This window comes from Halomonas sp. KX33721, from assembly GCF_001596805.1.
Classification (GTDB): Bacteria; Pseudomonadota; Gammaproteobacteria; order Pseudomonadales; family Halomonadaceae; genus Vreelandella; species Vreelandella aquamarina.
This window is the reverse complement of sequence record NZ_LVIA01000011.1, coordinates 1-18,094: the sequence shown is the minus strand read 5'-3', so window position 1 is coordinate 18,094 and position 18,094 is coordinate 1. Positions and strand designations below refer to the sequence as shown.

The following is an 18,094-nucleotide window of genomic DNA, read 5'->3' as shown; positions in this document are numbered from 1 at the left end:
ATGCCTGCTTGAAGCGGTTCCTGCCAGTCGGGATGCTCTAGCGGCTTTTCGATTTCGCGAATGGTATGGCCAGCATCGGTAGCTTCTTGTTTACCTTCCACATCCAGTCGATCAAACACCGCCCCGGCGTTGTTAGCCCACTTCATACCCGAGTTATTATCAATGACCGCCTGCTGCTCTGGCGTGAGGTTGTCGTAGCTGCGCTGATTCATGGTGGCAACGAAAATCAACGTGTAAAAAGGCACTTCAGTGTGGTAGTTCACCAACTCATTAACACGGAAGCCTTTCAGGCCCTCCCACGGGAAGCTCAAACCATCGATCACGCCACGCTGCATGGAGGTATAGATATCCGGTGCAGGCATACCCACTGGAGTAGCTCCCATATTTTCAAGCATTTCGCCTGCAACAGCGGTTGGGCGACGAATACGCAGCCCTTCAAGGTCGGCAGGTGTTTGTATGTCAGTGTCGATGGTATGAATACCGCCCGGCCCAGTGGTAAACATGAACAGCGGTCGAGTATCTTCGTACTCGCTGTCTAAATGGCCATCGTCGTAAAGCGTCTGCAGTACGCAGGCACCCTGGGTTGCTGTCGAGGCAATCCCTGGCAGCTCAACAATTTGTGACAATGGGAAACGACCAGCGGTGTAACCCTGCGCCGTGGCGCCAATATCGGCGATGCCGTTGGCGGCAGCCTCATAAATGGAGTCCGGCTTGGCCAGGGTGCCAGATGGGAACATTTGAACCGTCAGCTCACCATTCGACTCTTCAGCAATCGTATCCGCCCACGCTTGTAGAATATCTTCGTTCACTCCCGATGCGCCTGGCCAAAAGTGAGCCATGCGCAGGGTGGTTTCTGCTTGGACAGAGCTAATTGAAAGACCAGCAATCGCGGCAGCCAGCACGCACCGAGCAAATTTATTCTTCATGGAAACTCCAGGGCATATTTGGATTATTATAAGTTCGCAAAGCGAATACTAGTTCGCTTTACCATCCACATTAGTTCACTATGAGGCGCAGGGCTAATCGACATTCGTCTATGTACAGGCTTAGCCACACGGCCTTTTTACCGTCCTTCCCCATATCGTCAGTGTTGCTGCCTTCGCCACCTTCCCAAAAGGTACAATGGCGGGAAAAAATTGGACTTTTGCAATATTCACCCTCGACCAAGGTCTAATCCAAACAAAAAAGCGCTGCCCATGTATAAGCAACGCTTTTCAGTTTTATTCCCAGCACCTGCAGCCAACAGGCTAGAAATCAAAAAATACCGTTTCACCTTCGCCCTGCAGGCGAATATTCAAACGATAGCGCACCTGGCCATCCTGCTCTTCACGTGTGGCGATCAAGGTTTGCCGACGCGCCGGAGATTCGATGCGGGAGAGCACCGGGCACTGGGCGTTCGCTTCAGCTTCATCATCAAAGTAGAGCCGTGTTTGTAGGTGGATGTTCACCCCCCGGGCAAACAGTGTGAGGTTAATGTGCGGCGCCATTAACTGACCGCTGGGATGTTTCACCGAACCGGGCTTAATGGTGGTTAACGACCATTCGCTACCGTGATCGAAGGTGGTGGCAGTGCGGCCAAAGCTATTGAACGGCTTGCTCAGGTCGTAATCGGCCTGGTAGTTGCCGCTAGCATCGGCTTGCCACGCTTCCACGAAAGCATCGCGTACTAGATCGCCGTTGCCGTCAATGACGGTGCCCACTACCTCAATGTGTTCACCCTCTGCATCAGGCTTGGCCATCTCGTTCCAGATCTCTTCATCCCGCACGGGATTACCGGCAGCGGCGAGGGCAAGGCCGATATGCACGTAGGGGCCAGCGGTTTGCGAGGCGGTTTCACGCAGTATCAGGTCGCTAGTCGGCTGGCTGTTAGGCTGATTCATGAGATATCCCCGCCCTTATTGGTTTTCAAAGTAGGTTTGCAGCTCGCCGCGCACCACGATGTCAAAGCGATAGGCTAGGCAGTCCATCGGCTTGCTGTGGGCCATATCCAACCTTCCGATCATCGTTTCAACCGCTTCAGGGTCTTTTAGCGTATGCACAATCGGGCAAAGCGGGATCAGCGGGTCACCTTCAAAATACATTTGGGTGATTAACCGAGTGGAAATCGCAGGTCCAGTGACGGAGACATGAATATGGGCAGGCCGCCAGCTATTGACGTCATTTGGCCATGGATAGGGGCCGGGCTTAATAGTGCGAAAACGATAAAAGCCCTGCTCATCAGTCAAGCAGCGCCCTACACCACCGAAGTTAGGGTCCAGCGGGGCGAGATACTTATCGTTTTTGTGGCGGTAGCGCCCACCCGCATTGGCTTGCCACATTTCCACCAACGTATGGGGGACGGGCTTGCCGAACTGGTCGACAACTCGGCCAAACATAAGAATCCGCTCGCCCTGCGGTAATCCCTGGCCGTGGCTAAAATTAAGTAACAGATCGTTATCGTGCGGCCCCATGCGTAGGTGGCTAAAATCAGGACCAGTCAATTCAGAGACCGTTGGCTGTTGCAGACTCACCAGCGCTTGCTGGGGCGAGCGTGCCACCGAGGTTTTATAGCCCGGCGCGTAGGCAGGCGGATGCCAGTTGCGATCACGCGTCACAAAGCGTTTATTATCGTTTTGCATACAGTTATCTCAATAATTGAACAGACGGTATTAGTGTCGTGATTAATAACCGGCTTGCCAATTAATAACTTACACAGCCTCCATAACCTATGAGTTATGACCTTTCACTACATCTGAGGCCACTTCCCTTAACACTTCGCAAAATGCCTCAGTGGCAAGCGTGGGATGTAATGAACGATTGATACACAAGCCAACGGAGCCACCGTTAAGCTCCAAGGGTAGCGTTAATTCGTACAGTTCTTCGCGCTGCTGGGCAGAACGCACCGCCTCCTCTGGGGCTACCCAAATGGCCTCGCCAATCAGCGTATAGTGCAAGCCAAGCGCTAGCGATAACGTCTCGATACGTTGGGTAGGCAACGAAAGGCCATGACGGACAAAAAAGCTATCGACTTGTTGGCGCAGAGTGGTCTGTGGCGGTGGCACAATCCAGGGGTAGGCACACAGCTTATCGGCTGTTAACCCCTGCTCGGCCAGCAATGGATGGCCTGCGCGCACTACCAGTTGGAGACGTTCATAGTAGAGATGCTCAAAGCTTAAATCATGAATCTCCCGCGCTTCTGTCATACGTCCAACCACGACATCCAGCTCTCCGCGCCGCAAACGCGATAGCAAGAAAGCGCTGGTCCCCGTTACTACCTGTGCGCCTCTTTCGGTGGCGGTATCAACTTGCCAACGTCGCAGCGCTTCGGGTAATAGACGGCTTTCCGCGGTGGATAAGGCTCCTATACGCAGCCAGTGCGATCCCTCCTGCACCGCTTGTAGGGCCTTCACACCTTCCTCAAGGGTGCGCACCGCCGGGCCTGCGTGGCGAAGTAGTGTCAGTCCGGCCTGGGTAAGGGAAATACCTTTTGGCGTGCGCTCGAATAGTGAGACAGCGAGGGTATCTTCCAACTCCCGAATAGTTTTAGAAATCCCCGGCTGGGTAATAGACAGGCGTTCTGCGGCACGTGCAAAACTTCGTTGCCGTGCCACTTCGAGAAACGCCTGTAAATGCCGTAGTTTAATACGTGCGTTTAGCATCACACCTCCTCAATAACCTTTTGGTTATGAGGATACTCTGTCAGCACAAGCACTGCGAACGGCTTTCTACTCGCCCCAGCCCAGCTCTTTCGCAAGGGCAAAGGCGTGATTGGCTGCCGGAACGCCGCCATAAATCGCTACATGCATGAGCACTTGGCGCAACTCGGCTTCAGTCAGGCCAACCCGCTTGGCGGTTTTCAAGTGCAGTGTTAGCTCTTCACGCCCTAGCGCGGCGAGAATTCCCGTGGTGATCATGCTGCGCTCACGGCGGGTCAAGTCATCGTTGCTCCACAGCTCGCCCCAGGCCAGGCGAGTAATCATCTGCTGGAAGGGGGCATCAAGGGTATTAGCGTTGGCGGTAGAACGCGCCACGTGCTCATCTCCCAACACCTGCTTGCGGCTTTCCAGTCCGGTCGAGTAGGCCACCCCTTGGTTCGCCACATCGCCCAAATCTTTTGCCAGCACGACGAGCAGCTTTTGCGCGAATAGCGCCGGAGCTTCTACTGAGGGCACATGACCGACGCCGTCAAATACCTCCAGTGGTGCATCATCAAGCTCTTTGGCCAAGGCCTCGAGGGTAGTGGGCGGTGTGGCCAAATCTTCACTACCGCCAAACAGCTGAACGTTGGCGCGCTTGCCGGAAAGCTTGCCGGTAAAGGTGTCGCGGCCGAGCATTTCGCATAGCTGAGCGTAGGACTCATCATCGCCACGGCCCATTTGCACGCACCAGCCCGCTTTCAGTGCGGGGCTTGCCTCGAACGTCGCAGGGGCAAACCAGCGCGGTACGATTTCCTCAGCCATCGCCTCCAAGCCTTCCTGACGCACGCGCCCAGCGCGGGTGTTCCACAAATCGGGGTTGCCGATTACCGCCCCCGTATTGGTCAGCGTCGCGGAAAGCAGCTGGTCAGGATGTGCGGCAATCAGCTGCTGGCCAACCACACCACCAATCGAGGTACCGGCAAAGTGAAACCGTTGCACGCCCGCCAGCGCTACCAACGCTAGCACCTCTTCGGCTAGATCGGCAGGCGTTATCTGTGTGCCGCTGACCGCCTGGCTGGCGCCGTGGCCGGGCAGATCCCAGGTAAGCACTCGATAGCGGGGCAGCAGCGCGGGGATCACGTCGTCCCATACCGCTTGGCTCATGCCCAGCGGGTGCGCCAGCACGATAAGGGGATTCACTTCTGAGCCGAGCAATCGGTAGGCGACGCTGCGGCCATTGATGGTATGAAAGGCCATACTACCTCCGTTAAACGCGTTCGATTAGCGTGGCGATACCCTGGCCGACACCTACGCACATGGTGCACAGGGCATAGCGCTTGCCGCTGTTTTGCAGCTCATGGGCAGCGGTCAGCAATAGGCGGGCACCGGACATGCCCAGCGGATGTCCAAGGGCAATCGCACCACCGTTTGGGTTAACGCGCGGGTCGTCGTCAGCCAAGCCAAGGTCGCGCATACAAGCTAACGCTTGGGCGGCAAATGCCTCGTTAAACTCAAACACATCGATATCGTCCATGGCGATACCGGTGCGCTTGAGTAGTTTTTGTACCGCGGGTACCGGCCCGTAACCCATGATGCGCGGCTCAACACCAGCCGTGGCCATGCCGATAATTTTCGCCATCGGCTTAAGGCCGTGCTGTTTGACCGCTGCTTCACTGGCCACCAGCATGGCGGCTGCGCCGTCGTTGACACCAGAAGCGTTGCCCGCCGTCACGCTACCGCCTTCACGAAAAGGCGTAGGCAGTGCCGCCAGCTTCTCAAGCGTGGTTTCGCGCAGATGCTCGTCCTGATCAAAGATCAGTGGGTCCTGCTTGCGTCGGGGGATCTCAATAGCAGTGATTTCTTGAACAAAACGCCCGGCCTTTTGGGCAGCCGCCGCTTTCTGCTGTGAGCGCAGGGCAAAAGCGTCCTGGTCTTCCCGGGAAATATTGAACTGTTCGGCCACGTTCTCCGCCGTTTCCGGCATTGAATCCACTCCGTACGCTTTCTTCATCACGGGGTTTATAAAACGCCAGCCGATAGTGGTGTCTTCGATTTTCTGCCCCCGGGCGAAGGCGCTGTCTGCTTTGCCCATGACATAGGGCGCACGGGACATGGATTCCACACCGCCTGCCAGGGCCAGCTCCATCTCACCCGCTTTGATAGCGCGAAAAGCAGTGCCTACCGCGTCCATGCCCGAGCCGCACAGGCGATTCATGGTCGTGCCAGGTACTGAGGTGGGAATGCCCGCCAGCAGCGACGACATGCGCGCCACATTGCGGTTATCTTCCCCAGCTTGGTTGGCACAACCCATAAAGACTTCTTCAATGGCGGCCGGATCAAGGTTTGGCGCTTCGGCCAAGACGGCTTTAAAGATGGTCGCGGCAAAGTCATCGGGGCGCACGCTGGCCAGCGTGCCACCAAAGCGCCCAACGGCAGTGCGGCGGGGATGACAGAGATAGACGTCTTTCATCACAACATCGCTCATAACAGTCTCCTTATTCGCCAGCGTGGGCACGCTCGGTACGCGCTTTTAATTCGCGCAGGATAGTCAGCTCTTTTTCGCTAGGCTCTGGGGTACTCTCAAGCTGCTCGGCAAAGCGTACCTCCCAACCGGTCGCTTCAATCACCTCTTCGCGGCTCACACCGGGATGCAGCGACACCACAACCAGCTCTTTAGTATCCGGGTCGGGTTTCATCACGCAGAGGTCGGTGATGACGCGAGTGGGGCCTTTGCCAATATTGGGCACATTGTCGCGGCCTTTGCCGTCGCGACCAAAGCCGAGCGTAGTGACGAAGTCGACATCTTTCACAAAGGCACGCTTCGAGTGCTTTAGAGTGATAAAGACTTCACCTGCATTAGTGGCAATTTCCGGCGCGCCACCGCCGCCTGGCAGGCGCACTTTTGGGGCTTTGTAATCGCCGATCAGCGTGGTATTAAGGTTAGCAAAGCGGTCAATCTGCGCGGTGCCCAAGAAACCCACGCTCACCTTGCCGCCCTGCAGCCAGTAGCAGAACATTTCCGGCACTGCCACGGTGGTGAGCGCCGATTCGCACAGTTCGCCATCGCCAATAGAGAGCGGCAGAATATCGGGCTTGGTTTGCAAGGTGCCGGATTCGTAAATCAGCACCACGTCGGGTGCATGAGTGAGTCGAGCCAAGTTGGCAGCTTCTGAGGGCAAACCGATCCCTACAAAACAGGTCATGCCGTTTTCCAGCGCTCGCGCTGCGGTGACCGACATCATTTCAGAAGAGGTATATTCCAGACTCATCAGGCTTGGCCTCCTGCATTAAAGACGTTGTCATCCAGCCACTGGGTAAAGGTATCGCGGTCGCGAGCGATGGCATCCCACTCCTTATAGAAGAGGTTGCTGCGGCCGTAGTAGCCGTGAGTATAAGAAGGCAGCGCACCTTTCTCTGCCACCGCAATGGCACTGACCGCCCAGCTGGGAATCACGCAGGCATTAGGGGTCGCGCCCAGATCATCGACAATCTCTTCCACTGTGACGATGCTGTGCTTGGCCGCCAACACTGCCTCTTTTTGAACACCAACAATCCCTTCTACCAACACATTGCCTTGGCGGTCGGCACGCTGAGCGTGAATGATCGATACATCAGGGCGAACCGACGGTATCGCGGCAAGACGTTCACCGGTAAACGGGCACTCGATAAACTTGATTTGGTCATTAACGCTGGGTAGCTCACTGCCCACATAGCCACGGAACACCGCCAACGGTAGGCCCGCTGCCCCTGCCTCAAAGGCGCAGGCCATGGCCGCGTGGCTGTGTTCGAGAATCTCTACTTTATGTGGCCAGCTTTTTTCGACCGCGTCGCGCAGGCGGTGCAATGAACCCACGCCAGGATTACCGCCCCAAGAGAAGATCACTTTTTTGGCACAGCCCGCGCCAATCAACTGATCGTAAATAATATCGGGGGTCATGCGGATGAGCGTGAGGTCACGCTTTTTCTGACGGATCACTTCATGACCCGCCGCAAAAGGAATCAAGTGGGTAAAGCCTTCCATGGCCACGGTAGCGCCGTCTTGAACGTAGCGCGCTACCGCGTCATGCAAGCTGAGAAACTCGGCCATGATGGGTGCCTCTTTACTGGTCGTTGCTATACTTATCAGGATTTGTTCGTCAAACGAACATAGATTCTCAATACGAACAAGTTACTGCTGAAACCTGATCGGGTCAAATGGCGACGGAGCAGCGACACCCCACGCAAGCCCAACCTTGGCGGTTATTACAATCAAAAAATATATTTAATAACAATCACTTACTCATAAATAAGCCATGCACGGGCACGTTGCACCTGCTTTTCGCTGCTACCAAGGTATAAAGCGGGGTTACAGGCATCACGTAGCGCACCAAGCTCGACAACACCTTGTACGTTAGGATGGTTGATAAGCACCTCTGAGTAAGCGCGAGCTTCCAGGCGAGCAGTTTCTGCGGCTTCCGCACTCACCGCTTTGGCTTTATCCGTGCCTAAGGTGGGAGCCAGTAATCGGGCTACCGGTTCGGCCATAATGCCGCCACCTGTGGCCGCCAGATTGCGCCACATATTCGCAGGGTAGACTTCAAGCCCTTCAAGCAGTACTGCAATCTGCTCCAGAGCGCCCTCTACCAATAGAACGCTTTCCATTAAGGGTGCCCACTCCGCGTGCCATTCGCCCAACCCACGCTCAAGGGGCTGCGCGGCAGCGTTTATCAATACACTGGTATGGCCATGTACTTGCCGTGCTGCGCTCCGAATCATGGCGCTGCGTACCGGGTTACGTTTGTGGGGCATGGAGGAAGACTCTCCCATTCCCGGTGCCGAGGGCTCCGCCACCTCCCCCACTTCAGTTTGCGTCAGTAGTGATACATCAAGCGCGATTTTCTCAGCTGCCCCCGCAACTGCATCTAACGCCGTGCCGAGAGCATGGATTGGGTAGCGGTCGGTATGCCAGGGAAGCACAGGCGCAGACAAACCCAGCCGCTCAGCCAATGCGTCCATCCACTCTAGCCCCAGGTTATCCCAGCCCGAGTGTACGCCCACCGCTCCGCCAAATTGCACGGGCAGTTCCAGTGCCCGTAAGCGACGACGGCTCTGCTCCAAACCGATGGCCCAATGAGATACTTTGACCCCAAAGGTGATCGGCAGTGCTTGCTGCATTAATGTGCGCCCTACCATGGGTGTCTGGGCATGGGACTCCATCAACACCAACGCCGCAGAGCGGCATCGTTGCAACCAACGATCCAGCGACGCTAAGCGCGGTTTCAACAGCAGCATTAACGCTGAGTCGACCACATCCTGACTCGTCGCTCCCTGGTGCCAGTAGCGTTTGAGACCATCAGCCAGTAGCGCACGGCCCTGTTTGACGAAAGGAATCGCCACATTGCCTCCGCTGGCAATGCCTGCAGCAATGTCGGCCACGTTAAAAGTGGCGTTTTCCAACTGGCGACGCATGTTTTGGCTTGCACCGCTGGGAAGTGCCCCACTGGCTTCCTGTACCTCGGCCAGGGCGAGCTCAAAGGCCAGCATGGCGTTGAGCATGGCGTTTTCATCGCATGCATCTAACGCGTGTTGGCTCATAAAAGGGGTTTTTATAAAGGTAGCGGGCATGGCGAAGAGGCCTCCGTTAGCAAAGGCTTGGCAAGAAAGTGCCAAGCTACAATAGTTCTGAGCTCACCATCTAATTTTTACTTATGTTCGCTCTTCGAACTATAGGCTAAATAGGCCTCTGCATTTTAGGCAACCAAAAATTAAGAGAGGCAATATAAAGCGTTATCGGGGCACTTCGGTAGCTGAATCGCCAAGTAGGACGTAACGCATGACCATATCCGTGACATGATCTTCCAATTTACGCTGAGTTTCTGGAGCCGCCTGTTTCCAGTCAAAAATACGCGAAAAGGTGTGTTGGTTTGAGACATTAAAAAATGAAAGCGCGCTAATGAGCCAGTGAAGCTCACGTGGATCTAACCCTTCGCGAAAACAACCTTCCTCAACACCACGGTTGTATACATTGGTGAGGGCATCAATCACACCGGCATTGAGTGATTGGATCAACTTTGACTGCGCTAGGTAACGGCCATGATGAATATTTTCGATCATTACCAGGCGAATAAAATCAGGATTTTTGGCGTGGTGACAAAACGTAAATCTCACTAACCGGCCGAGTGCCTCTAGCGGAGCCAAGTGATTTAGCTGCAGCTCAGCCTCTTGCAAGCGCACCTTTTTATAAGCAGCCTCTAAAGTATGCAGGTAGAGCGTTTCTTTATCTTTAAAGTAATAGTAAATCATTCGTTTAGAGGCACGAGTCTTTTCAGCGATCTCATCAATTCGCGCCCCTGATAAGCCTTTTTCTGAGAATTCTCGAGTAGCAACAGCAAGAATATCGGCCTGGACAGACTCAGGATCGTTTTTACGCCCGCGTCGTGTGGAAGCGGGCGAAGAAGCTTTGGATTTAGCTGTCATTGGTAGACCTTTATTATCGTGATCGTCTTTGGTCTAGTATGCCATACCTTGACTGAACGTACCATTTCGTACATTGTTGATTTGAACACAGTGAAATGGCCATGCGCGCTACCTTCATGGCTTTTCAAGCTCCATGACAATGGCTCGACAAGAGGACAACAATAATGTCTCTATTCCCGATGATTTCACTACAAAAAGCTCCTATGAAACGCACGCTCACAGCGGCGATCACAACGGCGGCGCTCCTCTCTGCAGCTCATGCTTCTGCACAAACCTTGCGCTTTGCCCATGTTGACCCTGATGACTGGACCACCTCTAAAAAGGGGGCAGCTGGCCAAGTATTCAAAAACCTAGTGGAAGCCGAAACTGACCTTACCGTAGAGCTCTATCCTGCTGGCTCCTTAGGTGGTGAAACCGAACTCATTGAAGGTGCTCAGGATGGCACCATCAGCATCGCGATGGTCTCTGGCGCCTATGCCAACTTCTGCCCCGCCGTCGCGGTGACAGATATTCCTTATGCCTTTCCTTCAGCACCAGTAGCTTGGGAAGTTATGGATGGTGAGTTTGGCACCGCGCTTGCTGAACACTGCTTACAACAAACCGGACTGCGTACATTAGCCTATGGCGAAACTGGCTTTCGCCACTTCACCAACTCTGTGCGCCCGATCAACTCGCCGGAAGATATGCAGGGCTTAAAATTCCGCGTGCAAACCATTCCGCTTTACTTAGAAATGGTCAGCGCGTTAGGTGGTGAGCCTCAAGGTATCGCCTGGGGTGAAGTACCGACAGCACTTGCGACCGGCGTAGTAGACGGCCAAGAGAACCCCATATCGGTGATCTATGGCAACAACTTCTACGAGTTTCAGGACTACCTAACGCTCGATCGCCATGTATATGGTGTGGATCACCTCCTGATCAACGATGAGATATTCCAGTCTCTTTCCGAGGAAGAGCAAGCCGCTGTGAAGCGTGCCGCCGTGGTTGCTGGTAATACCGGCCGCGCCATCCAGCAATTTAACTCGGCGGAGGGGATCACCAAGCTAGAAGCAGAAGGCATGGAAATCACCCAACCTACCGCTGAACAGATGGAAGCCTTCCGTTCAGCAGCTCAGCCGCCTGTACAGGCATACCTACGTGATGAACTAGGCGATGATGCCGAATGGATTGACCGCCTCACTTCTGCAGTAGATGAGGCCTCCTCTCGCTTCTAACACACCGTTCATAGCTAGCTTGCGAGTAGGCCATTAGCGGCCTACTCGCCAACTTACGTGCCTGACTATTGATTGAAGGTGCTCTTATGTCTGCTCTTCTCAGCCGAATACATCGCGGCCTGATACTGTTCAACGGCAGCTTGGCAGGACTTGCCATGATGCTAATTTTTCTGCTGGTCGCGAGCAATGCCTTTGCACGCTACACCTATGGCGGTTCCATTAGCTGGGGAGAAGATACCGCTATCTACCTAATGATTTACGGTCTAATGTTCGGTATGTCTTGGGCCTATCTCCAAGATAAGCATATCGGCTTTGACCTTATTCGCCGTTTACTGCCACCTCACTGGAAGCGCTGGCAAGCCATCATTGTCGACTTAGTTGTGCTAGCGGTCGGTATTGGCTTGATGGTATCGGCGGTTGAGTTTATTGCCGCGCGCGGCGGACGTACCTCATCAAGCACCGGCATGCCAATGTGGCTGTTCCAAGCCTCGATGTTAATAGGCGGTGGTTTGCTTTGCCTCTCTGCTCTGGTGATGAGCGCGTTGCGTTTGAGCGAGCAACCCAGCGAGGAGGCATCATCATGATCTTTTTACTGCTTCTAGCACTTGTCTTACTGGGTGTACCCTTTGCCTTTGCCATTCTCGGCTCATTAACGGTGCTGATGAGCACTGGAGACTTGCCTTACCACATTCGCATCGTCTCACAGCAGTTTTTCGGTGGGATGGAGTCTTTCCCGTTACTGGCGATTCCATTGTTCATTTTAGCTGGCGAGCTAATGAATGAAGCGGGTATCACACACCGTATTATTAATCTGGCGAGCGCTATTGTAGGCCGACTCAAGGCTGGGCTGGCACACGTTAATATCTGGGCGTCGGTCATTTTTGCCGGGCTTTCAGGTTCGGCAATTGCCGATACTTCAGCGCTAGGGCGTGTGTTTATTCCATCTATGGAAAAAGAGGGCTACCCGCGCGATTTTGCAGCAGCGCTTACCGCCGCTTCATCGGTGATAGGCCCTATTATTCCGCCAAGCATCCCGGTAATTATTTATGCACTGACCGTCTCCGGCGTGTCGGTGCCAGGACTCTTTTTGGCCGGTATCGTGCCAGGTTTTTTGCTAGCACTGGGCCTGTCAATCTATGTCTACTTTTTTGCTGGTGACATCGGTAAAACGCAGGGCAAACAGCAGTCACGCCGTCATGCTCTGCTCCACGGGTTGCTACCAGCGCTCATGCCAGTGTTTGTCGTTGGCGCAATTCTCGCAGGAATCGTCACCCCCACTGAAGCTGCGGCCTTTGCCGTGGTCTATGCACTGATTCTGGGTGTGGTGCTCTACCGCAATATAAAACTAGTCAACTTACCCGGCATCTTTGCCCGCGCGATGCGCGATAGCGCGGTGATCATGGTCATTATGGGCGCCGTTGCCGCCGCTAACTGGGTGTTAACGTTTGAGCGCGTACCCAACATGCTGACCGAATGGGCGTTGATGAGCATTGATACTCAGTGGTCCTTCCTAATCGCAGTCATTCTCTTGCTACTGGTAGTAGGGTTATTTTTGGAAGGGATCGCAGCCATTTTAGTTCTTGTGCCTATCCTGCATCCCATTGCAATGGCCCTGGGCATTGATCCGCTGCACTTCGGCATCGTCGTTATCTTCAACTTGATGATGGGACTGATCACACCGCCTATGGGACTCTGCCTGTTTGTTGCTGATTCTGTCTCTGGCGTTGGGATGGGCGCTATTATCCGTCGCATTATGCCGATGCTCGCCGTGCAATTCTTAGTGCTGCTACTCATTACTTTTGTACCGTCATTGGTTACTTTCCTGCCGCGTTTGGCTGGCTACTGACCTTCATTAATAATGTAAGGAGCATGATGCTATGTACTCATCTATTGCTACCGTTTGCCTCAGCGGGTCACTGGAAGAAAAAGTAGACGCCATTGCACAGGCTGGCTTTGAGGGCATTGAGCTGTTTGAAAACGACCTAACAGCATTTGCCGGTACTCCGCTTGAGGCCGGGGAGCTAATTCGTTCCCGTGGTCTTAAACTGGTTACCCTTCAGCCGTTTCGTGATTTTGAAGGCTTGCAGGGGCGCGCACGGGAGCGGGCGTTCGACCGAGCCGAACACAAGTTTGATCTGATGGAAGAGCTCGGCACAGACCTTCTTATGGTCTGCAGTACTGTCCACCCAGATGCTCTACCAGGTATAAGCCGTGCTGCCGATGACTTCTATGAGTTGGGCGAACGCGCTGCCCGGCGTAATCTGCGCGTTGCTTATGAAGCGCTGGCATGGGGCAGGCATATCCACGACTACCGCGATAGCTGGGAAGTGGTCCGCCGAGCTTCACACCCGAATGTCGGCTTGGTGCTAGATACTTTTCACATTTTCTCGCGCCAGACAGAGCTTGGCACCATCGGCCGCATTCCAGGTGATCGCATTTTCTTGGTACAGACTGCCGATGCGCCACGCCTGTCGATGGATCACCTATCTTGGAGCCGACACTATCGGTGTTTCCCTGGTCAAGGCGAGCTGCAGATGGATAGCTTCATGACCATGCTGCAGGAAACCCGCTATGACGGCCCCCTCTCCCACGAGATATTTAACGATGTTTTCCGCATGGGACACAGTGAACAAACTGCCCGCGATGGTTTGCGCTCCTACAATTTGCTGCGCAGCATGCAAGAAAAAAGTGACATTCCCGCGCCGCAGCCTATTGAGTCCGTCGCCTTCCTAGAAATTGCCGTTGAGCCTGCAGATTTGGCACGACTACGCGAGCTTCTCAGCGCGTTGGGCATGGCTTGCGTGGGGCGCCACCACACACTAAACGCCGAACGCTGGGCTGCAGGCGACGTTAACTTGGTTCTAAACACCGAGTCGAGTTTTACAGGACGTGTGCCTGGGCGCGATGCCACCGCCGTAACCGCAATTGGCCTTCGGGTAAGCAACGCTTATGAGGCGTTCAAGCGGGCTGACAAGCTCGGTTACGATATTGTTGAACCTGAGGACGTCGGTGCTAGCCACCGCATGAGCGCACTACGCAACGTGGATGGCAGCCTCTCCTACATCATTGACGACTCACAGCTTAGCCGCACATGGGATCGCGAGTTTCCAGTCGATGTAAAGCCCGTACCCCAGGGGTCGCTGGTAGATATCGACCACATTAGCGTTGCGCTCTCCTACCACGACTACCTCTCCCTGATGCTGCAGTACCGAGCTATCTTCCAGTTGGAGGTCACCCCGTCATTTGATGTCACGGACCCACGGGGCTTGATTCAAAGCCAAGTCCTCCAAAACGGCAATGGTCGTTTTCGCTTGGCGCTCAATGCCAGCGCCTCACCGGATACGGCCAGCAACCGCTTTGTCCGTCAGTACGGTGGTTCAGGCGTTCATCACATTGCCTTAAGCACCACCTCCATGCGCGATACTAGTACGGCCTTACATCAGGCGAAGTCCCCAGTGCTACCGATACCCAGCAACTACTATCGTGACTTGGCGGCGCGTTTTGACCTCCCTGCACAAACGCACGCCTGGATGCAGGAGCACCACATTCTCTTTGACCAAGACAGTCACGGCGACTTCCATCAGCTCTATACGCAACCGAACCATAAAGCCTTCTTCATCGAATTGGTGCAGCGAGAGGGCTATCAAGGGTTAGGCGCGCCAAATGCCTTCGTGCGCGTCACGGCACAGCAGCGCCTAGAAGCTGACCTCTTAGCCTCAGATATTAATGGTGACACGGACAACACTCGTCGCGACACGGGAGAGCGCCCAGCATGATCAAATTAGGACTCGTCGGCGAAGGTATCGCCAAATCACAATCTCCCGACCTGCACGAACGCCTGGGCGCATCATTGGGCGTGGCTGTTCGCTACGACTTAGTGGACAGCCTAGGTATCGTGGATTTTGACTTCCCCAGCGCGATTCAAACGCTACGCGCAGAGGGATACCGGGGCACCAACGTCACCTTTCCCTTTAAAGAGAAAGCCGCAAAATTAGCGGACATCTGCGGAGAAGGCGTACAACGAGTCGGTACCGCCAATACGTTACTGTTCGATGAGCAGGGGTTGCGAGCCGAAAACACCGACTACACGGGTTTTATTAGCGCCTACCGCCACTCGTTTGGCAGCCAGCAAGCGGGCGATGTCTTACTGATCGGTGCCGGTGGCGTAGGACGCGCCGTGGCATGTGCGCTCGGTGAGCTGTCTGCCCACTGTATCCATATTCTGGAGCGCGACGAGCAGCGTGCCGACACCCTGTGTCGAGACCTTAACGCCATGGGCATCGCAGCGGAGTGCGTTTCAGCCAAGCAAGCGCAGCGCGAACTGGCAACGTGGCAAGGAGTCGTGAACTGCACCCCCATTGGACACATCAACCATCCTGGTTGCCCTATCGATACCACCGGTCTTGGCGCTCAGCACTGGGTGTTTGATGCGGTTTATATTCCGGCCCATACCGAGCTGTTAATGGCGGCTCATCGAGCAAAAGCGAAAACGCTCTCCGGCGTTGACCTGTTCGTCTTTCAGGGCGTGGACGCATTTCGATTTTTCACCCATGGCCACCTCAGCGCTGAACAGATTACGCCTCATGTGATCCCCCTGCGCACGCACTATATCGAGCAACTTGTCTCACCAAGAGCACAACGTGTGCCATGATAGACTCTCGCAATAGCGTACAATTATTCGCCATTCGAACTTGAGCCTTTCAACCTCCTAATGCGCTGGAGAGACTTCCATGCTCGCCATCCTAGCCATTACCACCCCTATTTTTCTGCTGATTGGTATTGGCTACATAGCTCGGTGGAGCGGGGTTATCCAGCGCGAACAGCTGCAAGGCGTGGGTATTTTTGTGCTGTACTGTGCCCTGCCAGCCCTGGTGATTCGCGCATTAACCCAACAGCCACTAGGCAAGATTTTTCAGCCCAGTTATTTGCTGGCGTACGGTTTGGGCTCGATAGCCGTGTTAGGCGCAGGCTTAGTACTTTGCTTAAAACTGCAGCGCCAACCCCTTAATGCCAGCGCCATGCAAGCGCTCGGAATGGCCGCATCGAATAGTGGATTTGTTGGCTACCCGGTCGCCGCGATGGTCATTGGCTCACCGGCTGCGGTGCTATTAGCTCTCAATATGCTCGTTGAAAACCTGCTTGTGATTCCCACCGCGCTTATTCTTGCTGAGATGGGTAACCAGCATGGCTCAAACGTGTGGCAGACCCTGCGCCAAACGGCACGAAGCCTGGCCAAAAACCCCATACTGATTGGGTTAACCGTGGGGATCGTCATCGCATCTACCGAGATCGTCATTCCTCCCCCTATTGATAAAGCGATTCATATGCTGGCGGAAGCAGCAGGACCTGCCGCGCTATTTGTCATCGGTGGATCGTTATTTGGTCTGCGCGCTCAAGGGATGATGAGAGATGTAGGACAAATTGTGGTTGGTAAGCTGCTCATTCACCCCTTGGCTATTTTGGTCGCGTTTCTACTGATGCCTAATATTGAGCCAATATACATGGCGGGTGCACTACTGTTTGCCGCGTCACCAATGATTAGCATCTATCCCCTATTTGGACAGCGCTATCACTTAGGAGACGTGAGTGCCACCGCCATGCTAGTGGCGACGATCGCTTCCTTTTTTACGCTTAGCCTACTTATTTGGCTCATGACACTCAGCGGTATTCTTAATATATAAACTATGTAGCGGATTCGCTTATGAGTGAGTTTAAAGCTGCCTGATAGCCATAAGTCCCAAGGCCTGCAATCACACCATCGGCACGCAGTGACACATAGGAGTGGTGGCGAAAGCTTTCCCGCTTGTGTACGTTTGAGATATGAACTTCAATCACTTTTCCTTCAAAAGCATTCAGCGCATCAAGGATAGCGACCGATGTGTGCGTGTAGGCAGCAGGATTAATGATGATGGCACTGGTCCCGTCTACTCGTGCCGAGTGAATTGCATCAATTAATGCGCCTTCATGATTGCTTTGAAAACAGTTGATCTCCCAACCGGATAGGACGGCTATTTCACGCAACGTATTATTCACATCCTCTAAGGTCTCATAGCCATAAATCTCAGGCTGACGAGTTCCCAAGAGATTCAAATTAGGCCCATGCAACACGGTGACTTTACGCTGGCTCATTATTCCGTCTCTTTGTGAATGAATCGAACAGTATGAATTTACCATAATGGGGAAGCTGTTCATCCGCCTATTAGCCAGAAAGCACAACTGTTCGCTATTCGAACACTATGCTACCTTAACGGCTGACCATGTAATAATACGATGAGTAGACAAGAATGGACGACTTCCCCCAGGAAGAGGCGCTCAAGCCCGACGACCGCGACTTTGTGACTGCCCTGGCAAGTGGTTTAGAAGTCATCATGGCTTTTGATGATAGCCACCCACGTATGACACTGAGTGAAGTGGCAGCCCGCACTAGCATGAACCGTGCCAAGGCTCGGCGTTTTCTACTGACACTGCACGCCCTTGGCTATGTTCGTAAACAGCAGCGCTACTTTGAATTAGCACCACGCGTACTCCAGCTAGGTTATTCGTATTTATCGTCCAATAATTACCGTAGTGCTATCCAACAGTATTTAGAAGAAATTACGCTCAAATGCGGTGAATCCTCCTCGTTGGGAGTACTGGATGGTGATGACGTAATTTACGTTGCTCGTTCAGCAGCGCACCACCGCTTAATGGCAATCACGCTCTCCGTGGGAACACGCTTACCAGCCGCACATACGTCGATGGGACGCGTCTTATTGGCTCAGTTGCCCGAAACCTCGCTAGACGATTATTTAGGACGTATCTCACTACAGC

Annotated in this window: 18 protein-coding genes; 7 read left to right on the top strand and 11 right to left on the bottom strand. The window is 54.1% G+C overall.

All coding sequences use genetic code 11. The annotated features are described in order from the left end of the window. The 10 genes from A3220_RS04125 to A3220_RS04080 all read right to left on the bottom strand — a co-directional run. The coding region (locus tag A3220_RS04125) for a TRAP transporter substrate-binding protein (RefSeq protein WP_062373357.1) at positions 1–926 on the bottom strand (926 nt) is incomplete at its 3' end. A 321-nt stretch (positions 927–1,247) separates the two neighbouring features. Beyond that, positions 1,248–1,880, bottom strand: coding sequence for a protocatechuate 3,4-dioxygenase subunit alpha (gene pcaG / locus A3220_RS04120; RefSeq protein ID WP_062373354.1), 633 nt, complete (start codon positions 1,878–1,880; stop codon positions 1,248–1,250). Positions 1,881–1,895: 15 nt separating this feature from the next. Continuing rightward, positions 1,896–2,618 (bottom strand): protocatechuate 3,4-dioxygenase subunit beta, encoded by a 723-nt coding sequence (gene pcaH / locus A3220_RS04115; protein ID WP_062373352.1) that lies wholly within the window; start codon positions 2,616–2,618, stop codon positions 1,896–1,898. 87 nt (positions 2,619–2,705) lie between these two features. Next, entirely contained in the window at positions 2,706–3,638 is a 933-nt protein-coding gene (pcaQ, locus tag A3220_RS04110) for a pca operon transcription factor PcaQ (RefSeq protein ID WP_062373349.1), read from the bottom strand. Between the two features lie 66 nt (positions 3,639–3,704). Next, complete coding sequence (locus tag A3220_RS04105; RefSeq protein ID WP_062373346.1) at positions 3,705–4,874, bottom strand: alpha/beta fold hydrolase; 1,170 nt, start codon at positions 4,872–4,874, stop codon at positions 3,705–3,707. A 10-nt stretch (positions 4,875–4,884) separates the two neighbouring features. Continuing rightward, positions 4,885–6,087: a 3-oxoadipyl-CoA thiolase gene (gene pcaF / locus A3220_RS04100; protein ID WP_062373365.1), complete on the bottom strand. Its 1,203-nt coding sequence runs from the start codon at positions 6,085–6,087 to the stop codon at positions 4,885–4,887. Between the two features lie 25 nt (positions 6,088–6,112). Beyond that, positions 6,113–6,880: a CoA-transferase subunit beta gene (locus tag A3220_RS04095; RefSeq protein ID WP_337954881.1), complete on the bottom strand. Its 768-nt coding sequence runs from the start codon at positions 6,878–6,880 to the stop codon at positions 6,113–6,115. 5 nt (positions 6,881–6,885) lie between these two features. Next, positions 6,886–7,704, bottom strand: a complete 819-nt coding sequence (locus A3220_RS04090; protein ID WP_062373341.1) for a CoA-transferase — start codon at positions 7,702–7,704, stop codon at positions 6,886–6,888. A 188-nt stretch (positions 7,705–7,892) separates the two neighbouring features. Next, on the bottom strand, positions 7,893–9,221 hold the full coding sequence (locus tag A3220_RS04085; RefSeq protein WP_062373338.1) for an adenylosuccinate lyase family protein: 1,329 nt from the start codon (positions 9,219–9,221) through the stop codon (positions 7,893–7,895). A 162-nt stretch (positions 9,222–9,383) separates the two neighbouring features. After that, positions 9,384–10,073 (bottom strand): TetR/AcrR family transcriptional regulator, encoded by a 690-nt coding sequence (locus tag A3220_RS04080; protein ID WP_062373335.1) that lies wholly within the window; start codon positions 10,071–10,073, stop codon positions 9,384–9,386. A 203-nt stretch (positions 10,074–10,276) separates the two neighbouring features. On the opposite strand from A3220_RS04080, the gene A3220_RS04075 reads away from it, so the two are divergent. From A3220_RS04075 to A3220_RS04050, 6 genes are all read left to right on the top strand, one after another. Beyond that, the gene (locus A3220_RS04075) at positions 10,277–11,284 is read left to right on the top strand and encodes a DctP family TRAP transporter solute-binding subunit (RefSeq protein WP_062373362.1); all 1,008 of its coding nucleotides are present in this window, start codon (positions 10,277–10,279) and stop codon (positions 11,282–11,284) included. Between the two features lie 86 nt (positions 11,285–11,370). Next, positions 11,371–11,868: a TRAP transporter small permease gene (locus A3220_RS04070; RefSeq protein ID WP_062373332.1), complete on the top strand. Its 498-nt coding sequence runs from the start codon at positions 11,371–11,373 to the stop codon at positions 11,866–11,868. Further along, positions 11,865–13,130 carry a TRAP transporter large permease gene (locus tag A3220_RS04065; RefSeq protein ID WP_174524458.1) on the top strand — a complete coding sequence of 422 codons (1,266 nt, stop codon included), beginning with the start codon at positions 11,865–11,867 and terminating at the stop codon, positions 13,128–13,130. Before A3220_RS04070 ends, A3220_RS04065 begins: the two co-directional genes overlap by 4 nt. Before the next feature lie 31 nt (positions 13,131–13,161). Further along, positions 13,162–15,060, top strand: a complete 1,899-nt coding sequence (locus A3220_RS04060; RefSeq protein ID WP_084812745.1) for a sugar phosphate isomerase/epimerase and 4-hydroxyphenylpyruvate domain-containing protein — start codon at positions 13,162–13,164, stop codon at positions 15,058–15,060. After that, positions 15,057–15,935 carry a shikimate dehydrogenase gene (locus A3220_RS04055; RefSeq protein WP_062373329.1) on the top strand — a complete coding sequence of 293 codons (879 nt, stop codon included), beginning with the start codon at positions 15,057–15,059 and terminating at the stop codon, positions 15,933–15,935. The genes A3220_RS04060 and A3220_RS04055 overlap by 4 nt, the downstream gene beginning before the upstream one ends. Positions 15,936–16,014: 79 nt before the next feature. Next, positions 16,015–16,965 (top strand): AEC family transporter, encoded by a 951-nt coding sequence (locus A3220_RS04050; protein ID WP_062373326.1) that lies wholly within the window; start codon positions 16,015–16,017, stop codon positions 16,963–16,965. 1 nt (position 16,966) lies between these two features. Here the strand turns inward: A3220_RS04050 and aroQ are convergent, their stop codons facing one another. Next, positions 16,967–17,413, bottom strand: a complete 447-nt coding sequence (gene aroQ, locus A3220_RS04045) for a type II 3-dehydroquinate dehydratase (RefSeq protein WP_062373323.1) — start codon at positions 17,411–17,413, stop codon at positions 16,967–16,969. Positions 17,414–17,568: 155 nt separating this feature from the next. On the opposite strand from aroQ, the gene A3220_RS04040 reads away from it, so the two are divergent. Further along, on the top strand, positions 17,569–18,094 hold a 526-nt coding region (locus A3220_RS04040; RefSeq protein WP_062373320.1), incomplete at its 3' end, for a helix-turn-helix domain-containing protein.